Below are 19,655 nucleotides of genomic sequence, written 5' to 3' on the forward strand. Positions count from 1 at the left end.
CGTCGTGGACGAAGGGGACCGGATGGCTCCGTGGTTGCTCGCCCTGCTCGCCGGACTCGTGGCCGGCGGTGCCCTGCTGCTGGGCAGCGCGGTCGCCTGGTTCCTGAAGGTCCCGGGGGCCGTCGTCGCCGGGATCATGGCGTTCGGTGCCGGGGTGCTGATCTCCGCCCTCACCTTCGAGCTCGTCTCGGACGCGATGGAGCAGGGCGGCCTCGCCGCCACCAGCGGCGGGTTCCTCGCCGGAGCGGTCATCTACGTGGGGCTGAACCTCCTGCTCGCCCGCTATGGCGCCCGTCATCGCAAGCGCTCCGGTGATCAGCAGCCCTCCGAGGCGGACCGGAGCGGCAGCGGGGGAGCGATCGCGATCGGCGCCCTGCTGGACGGGGTGCCCGAATCCATGGTGCTCGGGCTGAGCGTGCTCGCCGGACCGGGATTCAGCGTGCCCATGTTCGCCGCCGTGTTCATCTCCAACGTTCCCGAAGGGCTCTCCAGCAGCGCCGGTTGGAAGGCCGCGGGTCGCAGCCGACTCTATGTGTTCGGGATCTGGGGCGCGATCGCCCTGGCCTCGGGCATCGCGTCCTTGGCCGGCTACGCACTGCTGGACGGAGCGGCGCCGGCCACGCTCGCGGTCGTGAACGCGCTGGCGGCAGGAGCGATCCTCGCGATGATCACCGACACCATGATCCCGGAGGCCTTCGCCGAGGACTCCCTCTACTCGGGACTGCTCGCGACCCTGGGCTTCCTCGCGGCGCTGACGCTGCATGCGATGGGGTGATCGGGTGCGCGACGCACGGACCGCTCGAGGCGACGGCCTCCCGGGCAGGCGCCGATCTCGTCGCCCTGACCCGGGGTGACAGTCGTCGGCCTCCGACCCGGAGCCCGGGCGGAGGCCGACGATCGGTCAGGATCCCATCATGGCGACGCGAGGTCGCCGTTCCTGATCCTGATCAGAAGACCAGGATCAGGATGATGATGACCAGCAGGATCGTGGTGATGCTGACGGGCAGAACTGCCTTGCGCATGAGGACTCCTTCACGGAGAGGACCCCTCGGGGTGTCCCGAGAGGTTCTGAAGCCTAGGCAGAGATGGGCGGAGAAACGATCGAGAGGCGCTCGGACGACCTCGTGTTCGGGTGTCGCCGCAGGTCGTCGCGGAGAGCGACCGGATGGTCAGCCGGCAGTGCAGTGCCGCCGGAAGGAGGACCGCCTCAGCGCTTGTGATATAGCGATTTCCGCTGGAAACGCGGTTCGGACGTGACCGAGATGCCGAGGTTGCGGAAGATGTCCTCGTCCACGGTCCCCAGGATCGTGGTGGTGTGCACGTCGCAGCCGGCGAGACTGCGCAGCTCATCCAGCGCGCGCCGGGCGTGATCGTCCGTCGAGGCGGAGACCGACAGGGCGATGAGCACCTCGTCGGTGTGCAGGCGGGGGTTGCGCGAGCCCAGGTGATCGGTCTTCAGCGTCTGGATCGGTTCGATCGAGCTGGGGGAGAGCAGGTGCGCGGTGTCCTCGATGCCGGCCAGATGCTTGAGCGCGTTCAGCACCATCGCCGCGGAGCACCCCAGCAGCGGTGAGGTCTTGCCGGTGATGATGGTGCCGTCGGCCAGCTGCATCGCCGAGCCCGGCTCGCCGGTGGCCTCCTCGACCGCGAGAGCGGGCCGCACCACGGCGCGGTCCTCGACCCGGCAGCCCGCCTTGCTCATCACCATCGCCACGCGCTGGGAGACGACGTCGTCGAGATCGTTGATCCGCTCGTCCACCGCGGCCTTGTAGTAGCGGCGGATGATCTCCTGGCGGGCGGCCTCGCGGCATACCGCGTCGTCCACGATGCAGTGCCCGGCCATGTTCACGCCCATGTCGGTGGGGGACGCGTAGGGCGACGCACCGGTGAGCTTCTCCAGCAGGGTGCGCAGCAGCGGGAAGACCTCGACGTCGCGGTTGTAGCTGGTGGCCTGCGTGCCGTAGGCGGCCAGGTGGTACGGGTCGATGAGGTTGATGTCGTCCAGGTCGGCGGTCGCGGACTCGTAGGCGAGGTTCACCGGGTGCTCGAGCGGCAGGTTCCAGATCGGGAAGGTCTCGAACTTCGCGTAGCCCGCGGGGATGCCTCGCGCGTGCTCGTGGTAGACCTGCGAGAGACACGTGGCGAGCTTGCCGGAGCCCGGGCCCGGCGCGGTGACGACGATCAGGTCGCGCTGGGTGGTCGAGTACTCGTTGGCACCGAACCCGCGCTCCGAGACGATCCGGTCGGTGTCCTGCGGATAGCCGGGGATCACGCCGTGGCGGGCGACCTTCAGGCCCAGTCGCTCCAGGCGCTCGACGAAAGCGAGCGCCACATGGTTGGACGGCTCGAGCTGGGTGAGCACCACGTTCTCGACCAGGAAACCGTGCTCGCGGAACACATCGATCAGGCGCAGAACGTCGTCTTCGTACGAGATGCCGAGGTCCGCACGCACCTTCTGTCGCTGGAGGTCCTTCGCGCTCAGGCACACCATGATCTCCAGCTCGTCCTTGAGCCGCTCCAGCATGGCGATCTTGTTGTCCGGCGTGAAGCCCGGCAGCACCCGCGCGGCGTGGTGGTCGTCGAACAGCTTGCCGCCCATCTCGAGGTAGAGCTTTCCGCCGATCTGGTCGCGGCGCTCCTGGATGTGACGGGACTGCATCTCGATGTAGCGCTCACGATCGAAGCCGACGACGCCGCTCCCGCGGGCCTCCACGGAGGAGGTGGTGGACGATGCGGGGGAACGGGGATCCGAAGCAGTCACCCCGGCACGCTAGCACCGAAGACCCTCTGTCGAGCGGCGGCGCGGCTGGCCTGTGAGAGGTGACGCCCGCAGCGGAGGATCCGGGGTGCGGGGGGTGCTGGACGCCCCGATCCGCCGCTGTCTCAGTAACTGTTGATTGGTATCGATAGCGGTTGACCAGGTGTGCCGATGAGCAGGCGTGACAGCTGGGTGGCCGGGGGTCGCGACGGCTCGCCGGATGCTGAACCCTTGCGTCGTGCTTCTGTGTGGGGCAGGATGTGCGGCATCGCTGCGAGCGGCCCGACTCCACGGTGGAGCGCGAGGCAGCTGCCGCGGCTGATCCCACCCTTCGCCACCGCCGACGAATCTCCCGAGTGTCGATACGAATCGATGCCTAGTCGGGAGTCCAGAGGAAGCAGGACGACGATGCCTTCGACCCCGACCCCGACCCCGACCCCGACCCGGAACACCGCGCCGTGCCCTCCCGGTCCGGCCGGCCATCCCCGTGACCGTGGCGCTGGTGTCGAGCCGACGCGGCGGGCCCTCGCGCTCGGCGCGCTGTCGGTGCCCGGCCTCCTGGCACTGGCCGGATGCGCCTCCGACGGAGGGGGGTCGGACCCCACAGCGATCAGGATCGTGGACTACTACAACACCCCGGCCGACGACGTCGCGATCAACGGGACCTTCGAGAAGTGCGCCGCCGACCTGGGCCTGACCTTCTCCCGCGAGAGGGTTCCCGGCGACCAGCTCGTGGCGAAGGTGCTGCAGATGGGATCCTCACGCACCATGCCGGACCTCCTGATGCTCGACAATCCCAACGTGCAGCAGGTCGCGGACTCCGGAGCCCTGGCGCCCCTGGGGCAGTACGGGATCAGCGCTGAGGGGCTCACGCCGGCCGTCGCCGACCTGGGCATGTACCAGGGAGAGCTCTACGGGATCGCCCCCACCGTCAACACGATCGCCCTGTTCTACGACGTGACGGCTCTCGAGGAGGCCGGCGTGGAGCCTCCGACCACCTGGGACGAGCTGCGGGAGGCCGCGGCGGCGCTCACCACCGAGGACCGCTACGGCCTCGCCTTCTCGGCGATCGCCAGCTACGAGGGAACCTTCCAGCTCATGCCGTTCATGTGGTCCAACGGAGGCGAGGAGACCGACCTCGACGGAGAGGGAGTCCTCGGCGCGAGCGGGCTCTGGGCTGACCTCATCCGCGAAGGCAGCGTGTCCCGTTCCGTCGTGAACTGGGGTCAGGGCGACGCGATGGACCAGTTCAAGGCCGGCAACGCCGCGATGGTCGTCAACGGGCCCTGGAACATCGCCGGTCTGGAGGCGGACACCCCCGATCTCGAATGGGACGTGACCACGATCCCCGTTCCGGCCCTCGGAGAGGACTCGGTGGCGCCGCTGGGCGGCGAGGTGTGGACCGTGCCCGCGACCGGGAACGAGGAGAGGCAGGCGAACGCCGCTGCCCTGCTGAAGGCGTTCGTCGCCCCGGAGAACCAGCTCTACATGGCCGGTGAGCGGTCGACGATCCCCGGCGATGTCGAGGCCGCCGAGCAGTTCGCGAGCGAGAACCCGGACCTGAGCACCTTCGTCGAACAGGTCTCCACCGCCCGGTCCCGCACCGCGCAGCTGGGACCCGACTGGCCGCGCACCGCGAAGGCCATCTACACCGCCAACCAGCGCGTGCTCGTGGACGACACCGACCCGGCCGAGGCGTTCGACGAGGCCGCCCGGACCGTGAGCTGAGCGAGGGAGAGACATGACTGCCATCCAGACCCGCCGCCGGTCACGCAACCGTTCGGACCTCCTGGTCCGCTATGCGTTCGTGCTGCCCGCGGCCCTCTACATGATCGCGTTCTTCGGGTACCCGATCCTCAAGAACGTCGTGATGAGCTTCCAGGCCTACGACTTCGCGACCTTCTTCAACGGTCACGCCCCCTTCGTCGGCGTCGACAACTACGCAGCCACCTTCAGCGACCCGATCTTCCTCCGAGCGCTGTCCAACACCGGGCTGTTCACCGTCGGCTCGATCATCGGGCAGTTCGTGCTCGGCATGGGGCTGGCGCTGTACTTCCGCAAGAGGTTCCCGCTGTCGGGCTTCCTGCGCTCCCTGCTCCTGCTGCCGTGGCTGCTGCCGATGATCGTCTCGGCCGCGGTGTGGCGCTGGATCCTCGAGCAGGACAACGGCGCCCTGAACCAGTTCCTCTCCGGGATCGGACTGATCTCGGACCCGATCCCGTGGCTGAACAGCTCCGACACCGCTCTGATCGCCGTGATCATCGTGAACATCTGGCTGGGCATCCCCTTCAACGTGGTGCTGCTGTACAGCGGGCTGCAGTCCATCCCGGACGAGCTCTACGAGGCAGGTCAGCTCGACGGCGCCACCGGCTGGAAGTCCTTCCTCCACATCACCCTGCCGATGCTGCGCCCGGTGGTCTCGGTGGTGCTGCTGCTCGGCGTGATCTACACGATCAAGGTCCTCGACCTGATCATCGGCCTCACCGGGGGCGGCCCTGCCAACGCCACCCAGACCCTCGCCACCCGCAGCTACGAGATGAGCTTCGTCGAGTTCGACTTCGGCCAGGGCGCGGCGCTGAGCAATGTCCTGATCGTGATCGCCCTGGCCTTCAGCATCGTCTACCTGCGCGCGAATGCCCGCGCCGCGAAGAACGGATGACCGCGATGAGCACCGCCACCCACTCCGCCCCCGTCCTGACCGCGACCCCTCGCCGCCGGCGACCCCGCCGCTCCTGGATCCATACCGTGATCGGCATCGTCCTGGTCGCGATCATGCTGTTCCCCGTCTACTGGATGCTCAACGCCTCTCTGGCCCCGGCGGGCAACAGTCTGAACACGCAGTGGCTGCCGCTGGACCCCGACTTCTCCGGCTACTCCCGCGCGATCGCCGATCAGGGCCAGAACCTGGTCACCTCGGTGATCGTCGCCGTCGGCGCCTGCCTGCTGTCGATCGTGATCGCGGCACCCTGCGCCTACGCGCTCGCCCAGTTCAGGATCAAGGGGACCGCCGCGCTCCTCTTCCTGGTCCTGATCAGCCAGATGATCCCGGGCATCGTGATCGCCAACGCGCTGTACACGGTGTACACCCCGCTGGGCCTGATCAACTCGATCCCGGGGCTGATCCTGGCTGATGCCTCGCAGGGGATCCCCTTCGCGATCCTCATCATGCGCGCCTATCTCGAGACCTTCCCGACCTCGATCGTCGAGGCGGCCCGGGTCGACGGCTGCGGGCATGTGCGGGCCTTCTGGTCGATCGTGCTCCCGGTCTCGAAGAACTCGCTGATCACCGCCGGGATCTTCTCGTTCCTCTTCGCGTGGAGCGACTTCCTCATGGCGCTGACCCTCACCACCGGCGAGACCATCCGACCGGTGACGCTGGGCCTGTACACCTACATCGGCACCAACGACACCGACTGGAGCGCCGTGATGTCCACGGCCGTGCTCTCCTCCCTGCCCGCGGTGATCCTCATGATCGTCGCCCAGAAGTACGTCGCCGCCGGAGCCACCGGCGGAGCCGTCAAGTGACCTCCTCCCTCTCACACGACGAAAGGCCTGATCCCATGACCTCCAGCACGACCCCTGCGCCCCTGCGCGTCACCGTATGGGGCGAGAACCGCCACGAACAGCGCGACCAGCGCGTGCGAGACCTCTACCCCGAGGGCATGCACGCCGCGATCCGCGACGGCATCGTCGAGAACCTCGGCGACGGCGTCGCCACCCGCTTCGCCCTGCTGGATGATCCCGAGCACGGCCTCAGCGAGGAGGTCCTCGCCCGGACGGACGTGCTGACCTGGTGGGGCCACATGGCGCATGACGAGGTCTCCGACGAGGTCGCCGAACGGGTCCAGAAGCACGTCCTCGCGGGCATGGGCCTGGTGGTGCTCCACTCCGGGCACTGGTCCAAGCCGTTCACCCGCCTGATGGGCACCACCTGCACCCTGCGCTGGCGCAACGAGGCCGATCGAGAGCTGGTGTGGACCGTGAACCCCAGCCACCCGATCGCCGAGGGCGTTCCCCATCCGATCGTCATCCCCGAGCAGGAGATGTACGGCGAGCACTTCGACATCCCGGTGCCCGATGAGCTCGTGTTCGTCTCCTCCTTCAGCGGGGGAGAGGTGTTCCGCTCCGGCTGCACCTTCCGCCGCGGCAAGGGCAAGATCTTCTACTTCAGCCCCGGGGACCAGGACTACCCCGTCTACCAGCACCAGGACGTGCGCCGCGTGATCGCCAACGGCGTGGACTGGGCGCGGCCCGCCGCCGGCGACCGCGAGGTGCCGTTCCTGGACCGCTACGAGACCGACTGGTTCCTCACCGGAGCGAGCGGCCAGGGCGTGGGCGACGCCGAGGCGGCGGGGAAGCAGGCATGAGCGCTGCCAGCGAACCCACGGCAGTGCCCGCAGCGGCCGCAGTACCCGCCGTGCCCGCCCCCGGGGAGGGCGCGCTGGTCCCGGTGGTCGTCGTCGGCGCGGGAGGCATGGGGAAGGCGTGGATCTCCACCGTCCTCAGGAGCGACACCGCCCGCCTGGTCGGGGTGGTCGACGTGATCGACGGCGCCGCGGCGAAAGCGGTCGCCGAGGTGGTCCCTACGACGGAGCAGGCCGGCATCGCCACCGGCACGGACACGCTCGACGTCGCGCAGAGGGCGCAGGCCGAAGCGGTCATCGACGTCACGATCCCCGCCGCGCACCATCCGGTGACCGCCGATGCCCTCCACGCCGGGCTGCCCGTGCTCGGGGAGAAGCCCTGCGCGGCGACCCTCGCCGAGGCGGTCTCGCTGGCCGGGCACGCCGAGGCCACGGGGAAGCTGTTCACGGTCTCGCAGTCCCGACGCCACAATCCCCACCTCCACGAGGCGCGACGCCTGGCCGATTCCCTCGGCAGCGCGGGCATCGTGAACACCCGCTTCTCCAAGGCACCTCGCTTCGGCGGGTTCCGCGAGGAGATGGCGCACCCCCTGATCATCGACATGGCGATCCACGCCTTCGATGCCGGACGGGTGCTGATCGACGGCACGCCGGTCTCGGTCACCGCCACCTCCTACAACCCGTCCTGGAGCTGGTACGCCGGGGACGCCGCGGCGACCGTCGTCATCACGTACGACAGCGGCGCCGTGCACACGTTCTCGGGCTCCTGGTGCTCTCCCGGAGTTGAGACCAGCTGGAACGGCGAGTGGACCCTCAGCTGCGGCGGCGGCTCCGTGGCCTGGGACGGCGAGACGCCGCCGACGGCGTGTCCCGCGGACGGCGAGCAGATCGTCGGCCGTGCCCCCGCGGCGGACGCCCGCTGGGAGCTCGACGCCTCTCTGGCCGAGTTCTGCGCCGCGCTGCGGGGAGGCCCGACTCCCGCCTCCGAGGTGCACGGCAACGTGTGGACCCAGGCGATCGTCGAGGCGGCGGTGCGCTCCGTGGACAGCGGGCAGCGCGTGCAGCTGGCCGATCTGCTGGACGAAGCCCTCGAGGGGGCCCGGGCACTCGATTCCGTTGACGGGCGCAGCCGGGCGCTGCAGGCGTGGAAGACTGGACGTGCGGGTCTGAGCATCGGGTGACCAGGGGAGAGGTGGGAGTCGTGACGGGGAGGAAGAAGCCGCCGACGAGCCAGGACGTGGCGCGGCTGGCGGGTGTCTCGCAGTCCACCGTGAGCTACGTGCTCACGGGCTCCCGCCCCATCTCCGACGGCACCCGTGCTCGCGTCGAGGACGCCATCGACAAGCTCGGCTATCACCCCAACTCCGGAGCCCGCACCCTGCGCTCCCAGCGCAGTGGAGTGATCGGGCTGATGGTTCCCGAGGCGGAGGCCGACGACGGCGTGCTGATGGTCTTCATCGGCGAGATCGCCCGCGAGGCCCGACGGCACGGCTACGACATCCTGCTGGTCACGGCTCAGGAGGGCGCCGGAGGCATCCGCCGAGTGGTGCGCACCGGCGTGTGCGAGGCACTGATCCTCATGGAGCTGGGCAGGTTCGATGAACGGGTGGGCCCGGTGCTCGACTCGGGCCTTCCCTTCGTCACCCTCGGCAAACCGGAGGAGTTCCCGCAGGGCTCCGTCGTGGACCTCGACTTCGAGATGCTCGGACGGATGATCGTCGAGCGCGCGATCGAGGAGCGGTGCGATCGCCTGCTGCTGTTCGGGGCGCCGAGCCGTAAGCGCGAGCGCAATGACGTCTCCCGGTTCCTCGACGGGATCGAGGACGCCGCGGGCGAGGAGGAGCTCGAGGTGGTCCTCGACACGGGCCCCCTCGCCGAGGTGCCCGACCGGGCGCTGCGCCTCACCGCACCGAACGAGCGCACCGCCCTGTTCGGGATCAACGGAGTGCGGCAGGTGCTGTTCGCGATGGCCGCGACCGGTGCACTGGTGGACGACACCCGCCTGTTCATCGCGCTGAGCGGGGAGGATCTCGTGGACGTCAGCCCGCTGCTCGCCTCGGTCCCGCAGGTCGATCCGCGCCGGGTCGAGATCAGCGAGCTCGCGGTCCGCGAGCTGGTGCGGCTGCTGCAGGTCGACGGTGCGGGACCGAGGATCACGCTGGTCGAGCCACGCTGGGTGGAGGGCTGACCTGTCGTGCGAGCCCCTCCGCTGCACGACCGGGACGACACCCCGATCGGCGCCCCGCAGGGTGACCGGAGGCACGCACGGCTCGCCTCAACCGCGCTTTGGGGACGCATAAGATGTGCGTATGTCAGAAGAGCTCAGCGACTCCGATGCCCACCAGATCCTCGCCGCGGTCCTCACGGACTCCCCTGAAGCGTGCGATCTGCTCACGGTGCTGCGTCCGGAGGTCCTGACCCACACCCGCGAGGCCTATGACGCGCTCTATCGCACCGAGCAGCAGCTGCCCGCGCCGGTGCTGCACGCCCTCGCCGCAGTGACGGCCGATTGGCAGGGCAGCGCACCTCTCGCCCAATGGCATCGCTCGCACGGGGCCGACCCGCAGCTCACTGCCGCGGACCCGATCACCTCTGCTCTCCACGGTCTGGACGCCGACGCGCTGAACGCGCTGCGCGCTCACGTCGACCTGCTGTCGACCTCCCCGGCGCTCGCCACCGGCGAGGAGCAGGAACGACTCCGCGCCGCCGGCATCGAGGCCCCCGTCGCCGTGCTGATCAGCCAGCTGGTCTCCTTCGAGAGCTACCTCCAGCGGCTCGTCGCCGGCCTCGCCGCGCTGGCTGGACAGGCAGCATCCACCGCCGATGCCCCTGCGCGCGCCCCGCGCACCCGGGGTCGCGTGGCCGAGCACGGGGGCCGCACCGTCACCGGCCGGGCACGTCCCACCCGCTTCACCCGCGACATCCTGCAATGGGAGCCGTGGATCGCCGTCCCCACCGAGGAGGAGCTCACGGAGATCCAGCGCAGCTCCTTCGCCTCCAAGGCCTCGACGAACAGCGTCTACTTCCGGATGCTGTCGCTGACCCCCGGCATCACCACGGCGCGCAGCGCCCTGGACAACGCGATCTTCCTGCCACGGGACGGTGCACCCAAGGCGGAGCGCGAGCTGGCCGCCGCCGTGGCCAGCAAGGTCAACGACTGCATCTATTGCGCCTCCGTGCATGCGCGGAAGTCCGCCGGATTCTCCAAGCGCCCCGAGGACGTCGACGCCCTGCTCGCCGTCGTCCTCGAGCGCGACGGCGACTGGATCGCCGCGGACCTCTCCCCGCTCAGCGCCGGGCTGGAGGAGCGCTGGGCCGCCGTGGTGACCGTGGCCGCCGAGCTCTCCCGCCCTCGCCCCACGCTGAGCACGGAGGCCGTGCAGCGTCTGCGCGCCCTGGAGATCACCGACACCGAGATCGCCGACCTCCTCACCGCGGCCGCCTTCTTCGCCTGGGCGAACCGCCTCATGCTCAGCCTCGGTGAGCCCTCGCTGCCCGACGCCGAGCAGGCCGCCGCCTGACCCGGCGCCGCCCGACCAGCCATCCCCGCCCCGCCCGCACGACCTCGAGGAACCATGAACACACCACTACGCCGTCGCACCGTGCTCGGCGCCGCCGTCGCCAGCCTGCCCGTCCTGGCCCTCGCAGCCTGCGGCGAGGTCACCGTGGAGGGCAGCGAGAAGGACGCGTCCGCGCAGCTCTCGATCACCGATGACCAGGGGCGCGAGGTCGTCCTTGCCGGCGCCGTGCAGCGCGCCGTCGTGGTGAACAGCTACACCAACGAGTTCGTGCGCGCCATCGGCGCGGGGGACAGGGTGGTGGGGGTGGATCGGGCCTCCCTGGACCGCCTGCCCTACCTCGCCCTCGAGGACGACCAGGTGATCGCCGAGGGTCTGGACCAGCTGAACTACGAAGCGATCGCGAAGCTCGAGCCCGACGTGGTGATCCTCCCGCGCAACGCCGTCTGGCAGGAGGCCGAGGAGCAGCTGGAGCCCTTCGGCATCCCCCTGGTCGTCGCGACCGCCTGGGACACCGAGGTCACCGATGACACGATCAGCCTGCTGGGGCAGGTCTTCGGAGCCGAGGCCGCCGCGACCGAGGTGCTCGACTTCCGCGCCGAGATCTCCGACGTGCTCGAGGAACGCCTCGAGGGCGTCGACCCCGTGCCGGTCTACTTCGAGACCGTCGAGCCGTATCTGACCACCCTGCCCGGCTCCGGGTTCCACGCCATGATCGAAGCCGGAGGCGGTGCCAACATCTTCGACGACGCCTCCGGAGGCGATGCCCAGGAGGAGCTCACCGTCGATCCCAGCGAGGTCGTGCTGCGCGATCCGCAGTTCGTGATCCACGAGTTCGAGCCCTCCGCAGAACCGGTCGACCGCTTCGGGGACATCCGTGACGACCTCGCCGCACGTCCCGGCTGGTCCGGGATGACCGCCCTGGCCGCGGGCGACGTCGCGATCGCCAACGGCTGGGCCACCAGTGCGCTGGGCAAGTCGATCGGCGCGCTCTACCTGGCCAGCTGGCTGCACCCCGACGAGCTCGACGGGGTGGACCCCGGCGCGTACCTCACCCGCTGGGTCACCGAGTTCCAGGACACCGAGCTCTCCGCGCCCGCCGACTACGTGCAGGGGCCCCAGGCATGACCACCACCCTGCAGCGGCGCCGCGCCGAATCCGCTCCCGCGCCGGCCCCGGTCCGCCGGCACGAGCTGCGCACGTCGATCATCCTCGTAGCCGGGCTGGTCGTCTCCGTGCTCGCCCTCCTCGTCTCGGTCACCATCGGCACCGCCGGAGTGGGTCTCGGCGACGTGGTCCATTCGATCCGGGTGAGCATCATCGGCGGCACCATCAGCGCTGATTTCGCCTCCTCCTATGCCGTGATCACCCAGCTGCGCCTGCCGCGGGTGCTGCTCGCGTTCGCGGCCGGGGCCGCGCTGTCCGTCTCCGGCGTGCTCATGCAGGGCCTGCTGCGCAACCCGCTGGTCAGCCCCTTCACCCTCGGCGTCTCCCCAGCGGCCGCCTTCGGCGCCGCGCTCGTGATCACCGTCGCCGGCACCAACCAGCTGCCGGCCTGGGCGACCATCGCCGGTGCCATGGTGATGGCGCTGGCCGTCTCCGCCCTCGTGCTCGGCATCGCCACCGCCCGCCGCATGGCCGTCGCGACGCTGCTGCTGCTCGGCATCGCGATGACCCAGATCTTCGAGGCGCTCACCTCGGCGCTCCAGTTCACCGCGAACGAGAACACCCTGCAGGCGATCATCCGCTGGACCTTCGGCTCGGTGAACGACGCCGCCTGGCGCGACGTGCTCATCGTCGGGATCGTCACCGCGGTCGCGCTGCCCGTGACCCTCTGGTTCTCCAAGGACCTCAATGCGATCGCCTTCGCAGGGGACGACGCCGCCCGCAGCTTCGGCGTGAACGTCGGCCCCGTGCGGGTGGGCCTGATCGCCCTGTCCGTCGCCCTCGCCGCCATCGTGGTCAGCTTCTGCGGCATCATCGGCTTCGTGGGTCTCGTCGGCCCGCACATCGCCCGCCTCGCGATCGGGGCCGATCACCGACACCTGCTGCCCTTCGCAGCGCTGTCCGGCGGTCTGCTCCTGCTGGTCGCCGACGCCGTGGGCCGCACGGTCATCGCCCCGGCCGTGGTGCCCGTCGGCATCGTGGTCGCCTTCATCGGCGGCCCCGTGTTCATCTACCTCATCCTCACGCGAAGGAACACCCTGAAGTGAGCCTCACCGTCGACCACCTGTCCTTCTCCTACGGCACGCGGAAGATCCTCGATGACCTCTCCTTCGAGGTCGCCCCCGGTGCTTTCTGCGCCCTGCTGGGCCCCAACGGGTCGGGCAAGTCCACCCTGGTCAAGGCCATCGCCGGCGTGCACCGAGCCCGTTCCGGCCGGGTGGCGGTCGAGGGGCGCGAGACCGCTGGGATGGGGCGGCGCGAGCTGGCCAAAGTGGTCGGCTACGTGCCGCAGGCCGGGGACGCTCCCTTCGACCTCAGCGTGCGCGAGGCCGTCATGCTGGGGCGCACCCCGCACTTCGGCCTCGCCCCGCGGGCGGAGGATCGCGCGAGGGTCGAGGAGTCGATCGTCCGCATGGGGCTGGAGGAGCTGGCCGAGCGCAGCATGTCCGAGCTCTCGGGCGGCCAGGCCCAGCGAGCGCTGATCGCCCGGGCACTCGCGCAGGACACCCGCGTGCTGCTGCTGGACGAGCCCACCAGCGCCCTGGACCTGCGCTACCAGATCGAGACCCTGCAGCTGGTCCGCCAGATCACCCGCGAGGAGGGCATCAGCGCGCTGATCGCCATCCACGACCTCAACCACGCCGCCCGGTACTGCGACCAGGTGATCGTGCTGCACGACGGTCGGATCACGGCGGACGGCGCTCCCGCCGAGGCCCTCAGCGCCCCGGTGCTGCGCACCGTCTACGAGGTGGACGTCGAGGTCGCCGTGGGCGAGGAGGGCGTCGAGGTGCGGCCTCGGGTGGACGCCGAGGGCTTCACGCGCACCGGCTCCCGTCTCGACGAGCTCGAGGCCGACGGCACCGTGCGCGCCGGGCGGATCGTGGGCGCGGGGCAGACCGTGCACTCAGGGCAGACCGCGCGGTCCGTGCGCACGGAGCAGCCTGCGGCGACGTCCACGGCGGCCGCTCGATGACCGACCCCGACCTGAGCATCGTCGACGCGATCATCGTCGGCGGCGGGCCCCGCGGTGTGGCCACCGTGCTGCGCACCGCCGCACGCGTCGCCGCCGACGGGGGCCCTGCGGCGCGACTGGTGGTGATCGACGCCCTCGAGGTGGGCGCCGGTGCCACCTGGCTGACCGGCCAGCCCGCCCAGTACCTCAACAACACGCAGGCCGACGCCACGACCGTGCACCCCGATGAGTCCACGCCGATGAGCGGGCCGGCAGCCCCCGGGCCGGACCTCGTGCAGTGGGCGCGGAGCGTCGCGGACCGCGGCGTGCATCACCACGCCCCGTGGGTGCTCGAGGAGGCCCGCGACCTCGTCGGCGCGAGCTTCCCCAGCCGTCGCCTGCAGGGCGTCTACTTCCGGGACCAGCTCGACGCGGCGATCAGCTCCGGCCATGTCGAGGTCGAGGAGGTCCGGGGCATCGTCGTCGACCTCGCTTCGAGCGTCGACGATCAGGGTGAGCGGTCGCTCACCGGGGTCGTGCTCGCCGATGGCCGCCGGTTCGGCGCGCCCACCGTCGTGCTCGCGCAGGGCATGGTCCAGGCGCGCCGCTCGGTCGAGGTGGACCACCTCGTCGACGTCGCCGAGCGCTTCGGCCTGCGCTATGCGGAGCCCGGGATGCCCGCCGAGCGGGAGTACACCGGCCTTCCCCATGGCGAGACCGTGCTGGTGCGCGGTCTGGGTGCGAACTTCTTCGACGTGATCGGCGAGCTCGTCGCGGAGTGGGGCGGCCGGGTCGAACCCGTCGCCGGTGATCCGGGCGGACGCCTGCACTATGCGCCCTCGGGGCGCGAGCCCCGTCTCGTGGTGGGCTCCCGCCGTGGAGTGCCCTATCGCTCCAAGCCGGACGGCGGACGGCCCGTGCGTCCCTTCACCGCGCGCTGGGCCACTGCCGACTGGTTCGAGCAGCTCGCAGCCCGCACCGACGTCGACCTCGCCGCCGAGGTGTGGCCCGTGGTCGCTCGCGAGTTCGCCCGCGTCTATCTCGAGGCTCTCACCGCCTACGCGCCCGGCGCGGTGACCGGGCTGTGGATGTCGGCGCTGGACGAGGCCACCTCGCAGGAGGAGGTCGACGGGGTGCTCGAGGCCGCGATCGGCGATGCCCGCTGGACGTGGACGATCGACGAGCTGCACCGTCCCACCGCCGGCGAGCAGGTCGACGCCGAGGAATGGCGTGCCCTGGTCTCGCGCCTGATCGAGGACGAGCTCGGGTCGATGTCCGATCCTGCCCGCCATCCGCGCGCCGCGGTCAACGGCGCGATGGGCGCCCTGCGCCGGCAGATCGGACGCCTCACCCGGAAGGGCGCCTTCAGCGGCGTTTCCCTGGCGCGGGACGTCCTGGGATGGTTCGACGGCGACTCGCTCGCCCTGGCCTCCGGCCCGCCTGCGGACCGGGTGCGCCTGGTGCTGAGCCTGATCGAGGCGGGCGTGATCGAGCTGCTCGGCCCGGGCATGGTGCTCGAGGCGGACGAGCACGAGGGGCGGTTCCGTGCCGCGTCGCCGCTCACCGGGAAGGTCGCGACCGCCCGTGTGCTGCTGGAGACGCGGATGTCCAAGGGGAAGATCCCGGACACCGACGACCCCCTGCTGCGCTCCCTGCTGGACAGCGGCCGCGCCCGCATCCACTGCGTCGGCGGCATCGCCACCCACAGCCTCGAGGCGACCGGTGCCGAGATCTCCGAGAGCGTGCCCGGCGGCCATCATCTCGTCGCGGCCGACGGCACGGTGGATCGCTCCGTCGTGGTGCTCGGCATCCCGGCCTCGAGCACGCAGCCCGGCAGCGCGATCGGCGCGAGCCCGACAGTGCCCTCGCCGCTGCTGGCCGGCGCCGATATCGCCGCGAAGCAGATCATGGCGGGCAGGATGGCGACGCTCGACGCGTGAGCCCCGGTCTCCGTGCGCTTCGGAACGGTCGGGGGCGCCGGCTAGATCCTGCTCGGCTCGAGCCTGCGCGTCTCAATCCTGCTCGTCGTCGTAGGAGTCCTCGCCGCTGGCGCGCAGCGCGACCCGTTCGACGCCCTCGAGCTCGATGAACTGGGGGATCAGGTCACGCATCGGGGGCCGGCCGTGGAAGCGGATGTCCATGATCACGAACCGCCGTCCCTGTTCGGTGGTGCGGCGTGAATGCTCGATCGAGCTGGTGAAGCCCATCGCCGTCGCGACCTCCAGGACGTCGCGCAGCACCCCGGCGCCGTCGGCGTAGGTGATCCGCAGCAGCCGCTTGGAGTCGGGGGAGGGGAGCCGGCGCACCAGCGGGGCGACCAGGAACAGGGTCACCAGATGCAGGCCGGTCAGCAGCACGCCGAGCGACAGCATGCCGGCGCCGCAGGCCATGCCCACCGCCGCGGCGACCCAGATGGTGGCCGCGGTGGTCAGGCCGCGCACGACGTTGCGCCCCTTGAAGATGACGCCGGCGCCGAGGAACCCGATCCCGGAGACGATCTGCGCGGCGATGCGCGAGGGGTCCAGGACGACGTCGTCCCCGAGGACCGCGGAGAATCCGAAGACGGACACCAGGGTGAAGGCGCACGAGCCCATCCCCACCAGCACATGGGTGCGGAACCCAGCGGCCTTCTGCCGCAGCTGGCGCTCCAGACCGATGAGCGAGCACAGCACGAACGCGACCAGGAGCAGCTCGAACTCCACGGCGGTGGTGTCGGTGATGAGACCGACCAGTGGCTCCATGCGGACAGGACCTCCTCACGTCCCGGCGCGGCCGGATAGTGCGCGGGAAGCGGATCCAGCACCCTCGGCTGCGCCCTCGCCAACGTAGCAGAGGCCTTTCCGCGTCCCGTCCCGCAAGGGGGACGCCGCGCCCTGAGGGATGCCACGGCGACACCGCCCGAGCCCAAACGATTCACGCTGTGACGTGGAGCATATCGTTATCGGAACGTAACGCCTACCAGTGGAGGTTTCCGGTCCGGGACGGGTTGAATCTGTCTCACGGATCAACGGTGACCCGAGCCCCGATGGCGGGGCGCACACGGAGAGGCAGGCCCCTCATGACCGCACAGGATTCACCCCGGCACCTCGGAGGCACATCACGACGTCGCTTCCTGGCGACCACCGGAGCACTCGGGTCCGTCGCAGCGCTCGCAGCGTGCGGCGGAGCCACCGGCGGCGGCAGTGGAGGGGGCGGCGAGGAACTCGTCGGCGTCGGCAACAACGGAAAGGCGGGAAGCGGTCGCTCCGGCGATGGCGCCGATCAGCTCTTCATCGCCGGGTTCCAGTGGAGCCCGCCCACCAACTTCAACACCTTCGCGGGATCGCCGGCGTGGCCGGCCTCCGGCAACGTGGCCCAGTACATCTACGAGACCCTCCTGCGCTTCCACATCGTCTCCGGCGAGCTGCTGCCCGGACTGGCGGCCTCGCACGAGGTGAACGGGAACGAGTCCATCTCCCTCACGCTCCAGGACGGCATCACCTGGCACGACGGGTCCGAGCTCACGGTCGACGATGTGCTCTACACCTTCGAGCTCGGCAAGATCGACCCCGGACTGGGCATCGCATCCTTCTGGACCGAGGTCGACGAGATGACCGCCGAGGGCAACACCCTCAACGTCGCGATCAATGCGGAGCGCAAGAACGTCGGCGCCGTGCTCGCGACCCTCGCCCAGCAGTACATCGTGCCCAAGGCCGTGTTCGAGAAGGCCGCCGAGGAGACCGGCAACAAGGTCGCGAGCTGGGAGACCGACGAGGCCATGGGCACCGGTCCCTTCACGCTGGAGCTCGCGGATCAGACGCAGATCATCCTCGCCCGTCATGACGACTACTGGGGCAAGGACTTCTACGGCGGCCTGCCGGCGATGTCGAAGATCATCCACCCGATCTTCAAGTCCAACGAGGACGGGAACATCAAGTTCCAGAACGGCGAGCTCGACGTCATGCAGCAGTTCGTCCCCCAGATCTCGAAGATGTGGGAAGCGGGCAAACCGGTGGGCACCTACCTGCGGGAGGAGCCCTACTTCGTGCCCAGTTCGATGCCGATGTTCCTGATGAATACCACCAAGCCGGGTCTGGACGATCCCGCGGTGCGCAAGGCGCTGGCCTACGCCGTGGACTATGCGTCCATCGCCGAGACCGCCATGTCGGGCTACTCCTCCCAGGTGCTCGCCTCGCTGGTGATCCCGGACGGCGCCGAGGACCAGTGGCTGGATCGTGACAAGGCCGAGGCCGACGGCTGGGCCTTCGACGCCGTCAAGGCCGCCGAGCTCCTGGAGGAGGCCGGCTACGAGAAGGGGTCCGACGGCTTCTACGCCAAGGACGGCGAGAAGCTCGGCCCGTGGAAGCTGATCACCCCGCAGGGGTGGACCGACTGGAACGCCGCCCTCGAGATCGTGGCGAAGAACTTCCAGGACATCGGTGTCGACGCCACCACGAACTTCCCGCAGGAGGCCCAGACGACGTCCGCCATCCAGAACGGCGACTTCGACATGGCCTGCTGGTACGTCGCCGGGACCAACCCTGCGGCGCCGTGGCAGCGCTTCAGCGATGTGATGAGCAACGTCGACATGGCCCCGCTCGGCGAGACGGCGTACCGCAACTTCTCCCGCTGGGAGAACGGCGAGATCAACGATCTGCTGGAGACCGCCGCCGCGGCACCGGATGACGAGAGCAAGAAGGAGGCGATCGCGGCGCTGGATGATCTGTACCGGTCCGAGGTGCCCGCCTTCCCGTTGATGTACCGGCCCGACGAGTTCTTCGAGTTCAACGCATCGAACTGGTCCAACTGGCCCACCGAGGACAACGACTATGCGCCGCCGATGTTCCGCGGCGCCGGCAACGAGTGGATCTTCCAGCTCAAGAAGATCGGCGACTGAGGCACCTTCGTGAAACTCGGCCGCTACATCGCTCAGAAGACGGTGTGGTACCTGGTCGCGCTGGTGGCAGCAGTGAGCCTGAACTTCCTGCTGCCCCGGCTCGTCCCGGGCAACCCCGTCGACGTCATCGTCTCGAATCTCTCCCGCGGAGGGAGCGTCACCAGCGAGCAGCAGAAGCAGGTGTACGAGAGCTATGTCCAGGAATTCGGCCTGGACCAGTCCCTGGGGCAGCAGTTCCTCACCTACCTCGCCAAGGTCTTCACCGGAGACCTCGGCACGTCCTTCGCGTACTACCCGGCCGCGGTCAACGATCTCGTCGGCCAGGCGCTTCCCTGGTCGATCGCCGTACAGCTGCCGGCGATCCTCATCGGATGGATCCTCGGCAACGTCATCGGGGCCATCGCCGCGTTCCGCGGCGGCAACTGGGACCGCTCGGTCTTCACCACCTCGCTGTTCCTCTCCGCAATGCCCTACTACTGCCTGTCGATCCTGCTGCTGTACGTGCTGGCCGTGGTCGCCGGGGTCTTCCCCGTGGGCGGGGCGTATTCGCTGGGCCTGTCACCGGAGTTCAGCGTCGCCTTCCTCTGGGATGCGCTGAGCTACTACTGGCTGCCCTTCCTGTCCCTGGTGGTCGTCTTCATCGGAGGGCAGGCCGTGGGCATGCGCTCCATGGCCATCTACGAGCTCGGCGGCGACTACGTCAGCTACGCGCGAGCGATGGGCATCCGGGACAACAAGATCACCCAGTACATCTTCCGCAATGCGATGCTCCCCCAGATCACCGGGCTCGCGCTGGCCATCGGCACGCTGGTCGGGGGCGCACTGATCACCGAACTCGTCTTCAGCTATCCGGGGGTGGGGACGCTGCTGTTCAACGCCATCGCCGCGAACGACTATCCCGTCATCCAGGCCGTCACCCTGATCATCACCGTGGCCGTCCTGCTGGCGAACTTCGCGGTGGAGATCGCCTACGGCATCATCGACCCGCGCATCCGCGCGGCCAAGTCCGGGGAGAAGTGAC

Annotated in this window: 16 protein-coding genes; 14 read left to right on the forward strand and 2 right to left on the reverse strand. The window is 69.7% G+C overall.

Annotation, left to right across the window (positions count from 1 at the left end; all coding sequences use genetic code 11):
* Positions 1–22: 22 nt before the first annotated feature.
* Positions 23–775 (forward strand): ZIP family metal transporter, encoded by a 753-nt coding sequence (locus CIK71_RS12520; RefSeq protein ID WP_096166017.1) that lies wholly within the window; start codon positions 23–25, stop codon positions 773–775.
* A gap of 432 nt (positions 776–1,207) precedes the next feature.
* Here CIK71_RS12520 and CIK71_RS12525 read toward each other — a convergent pair whose 3' ends face one another.
* Complete coding sequence (locus CIK71_RS12525; RefSeq protein ID WP_096166018.1) at positions 1,208–2,761, reverse strand: DUF1846 domain-containing protein; 1,554 nt, start codon at positions 2,759–2,761, stop codon at positions 1,208–1,210.
* A 405-nt stretch (positions 2,762–3,166) separates the two neighbouring features.
* On the opposite strand from CIK71_RS12525, the gene CIK71_RS12530 reads away from it, so the two are divergent.
* The 11 genes from CIK71_RS12530 (at position 3,167) to CIK71_RS12580 (ending at position 15,698) form a co-directional block, all read left to right on the forward strand.
* Positions 3,167–4,486 (forward strand): sugar ABC transporter substrate-binding protein, encoded by a 1,320-nt coding sequence (locus CIK71_RS12530; protein ID WP_096166019.1) that lies wholly within the window; start codon positions 3,167–3,169, stop codon positions 4,484–4,486.
* A gap of 13 nt (positions 4,487–4,499) precedes the next feature.
* Complete coding sequence (locus CIK71_RS12535; protein ID WP_096166020.1) at positions 4,500–5,417, forward strand: carbohydrate ABC transporter permease; 918 nt, start codon at positions 4,500–4,502, stop codon at positions 5,415–5,417.
* Positions 5,418–5,422: 5 nt separating this feature from the next.
* Positions 5,423–6,283, forward strand: coding sequence for a carbohydrate ABC transporter permease (locus CIK71_RS12540; protein WP_176485642.1), 861 nt, complete (start codon positions 5,423–5,425; stop codon positions 6,281–6,283).
* Positions 6,284–6,318: 35 nt separating this feature from the next.
* Positions 6,319–7,125 (forward strand): ThuA domain-containing protein, encoded by an 807-nt coding sequence (locus tag CIK71_RS12545; RefSeq protein ID WP_096166022.1) that lies wholly within the window; start codon positions 6,319–6,321, stop codon positions 7,123–7,125.
* Entirely contained in the window at positions 7,122–8,303 is a 1,182-nt protein-coding gene (locus tag CIK71_RS12550) for a Gfo/Idh/MocA family protein (RefSeq protein WP_096166023.1), read from the forward strand. The genes CIK71_RS12545 and CIK71_RS12550 overlap by 4 nt, the downstream gene beginning before the upstream one ends.
* A 20-nt stretch (positions 8,304–8,323) precedes the next feature.
* Positions 8,324–9,310, forward strand: coding sequence for a LacI family DNA-binding transcriptional regulator (locus CIK71_RS12555; RefSeq protein ID WP_176485643.1), 987 nt, complete (start codon positions 8,324–8,326; stop codon positions 9,308–9,310).
* Positions 9,311–9,431: 121 nt separating this feature from the next.
* A complete protein-coding gene (locus CIK71_RS12560; protein ID WP_096166025.1) occupies positions 9,432–10,643 on the forward strand; it encodes a peroxidase-related enzyme in 1,212 nt (403 codons plus the stop codon).
* A gap of 54 nt (positions 10,644–10,697) precedes the next feature.
* Positions 10,698–11,768 (forward strand): ABC transporter substrate-binding protein, encoded by a 1,071-nt coding sequence (locus CIK71_RS12565; protein WP_096166026.1) that lies wholly within the window; start codon positions 10,698–10,700, stop codon positions 11,766–11,768.
* Complete coding sequence (locus tag CIK71_RS12570; protein ID WP_096166027.1) at positions 11,765–12,853, forward strand: FecCD family ABC transporter permease; 1,089 nt, start codon at positions 11,765–11,767, stop codon at positions 12,851–12,853. Before CIK71_RS12565 ends, CIK71_RS12570 begins: the two co-directional genes overlap by 4 nt.
* Positions 12,850–13,779 (forward strand): ABC transporter ATP-binding protein, encoded by a 930-nt coding sequence (locus CIK71_RS12575; RefSeq protein ID WP_096166028.1) that lies wholly within the window; start codon positions 12,850–12,852, stop codon positions 13,777–13,779. Before CIK71_RS12570 ends, CIK71_RS12575 begins: the two co-directional genes overlap by 4 nt.
* On the forward strand, positions 13,776–15,698 hold the full coding sequence (locus CIK71_RS12580; RefSeq protein ID WP_096166029.1) for an FAD/NAD(P)-binding protein: 1,923 nt from the start codon (positions 13,776–13,778) through the stop codon (positions 15,696–15,698). Before CIK71_RS12575 ends, CIK71_RS12580 begins: the two co-directional genes overlap by 4 nt.
* Positions 15,699–15,770: 72 nt before the next feature.
* Here the strand turns inward: CIK71_RS12580 and CIK71_RS12585 are convergent, their stop codons facing one another.
* Complete coding sequence (locus CIK71_RS12585; protein WP_096166030.1) at positions 15,771–16,499, reverse strand: MgtC/SapB family protein; 729 nt, start codon at positions 16,497–16,499, stop codon at positions 15,771–15,773.
* Between the two features lie 317 nt (positions 16,500–16,816).
* Between CIK71_RS12585 and CIK71_RS12590 the strand changes: the two genes are divergently transcribed.
* Both CIK71_RS12590 and CIK71_RS12595 read left to right on the forward strand, forming a co-directional pair.
* Positions 16,817–18,634 carry an ABC transporter substrate-binding protein gene (locus tag CIK71_RS12590; RefSeq protein WP_096166031.1) on the forward strand — a complete coding sequence of 606 codons (1,818 nt, stop codon included), beginning with the start codon at positions 16,817–16,819 and terminating at the stop codon, positions 18,632–18,634.
* A 9-nt stretch (positions 18,635–18,643) separates the two neighbouring features.
* Positions 18,644–19,654, forward strand: a complete 1,011-nt coding sequence (locus CIK71_RS12595) for an ABC transporter permease (RefSeq protein WP_096166032.1) — start codon at positions 18,644–18,646, stop codon at positions 19,652–19,654.
* Position 19,655: the final 1 nt, after the last annotated feature.

The organism is Brachybacterium alimentarium (genome assembly GCF_002332425.1).
Taxonomy (GTDB): Bacteria; Actinomycetota; Actinomycetes; order Actinomycetales; family Dermabacteraceae; genus Brachybacterium; species Brachybacterium alimentarium.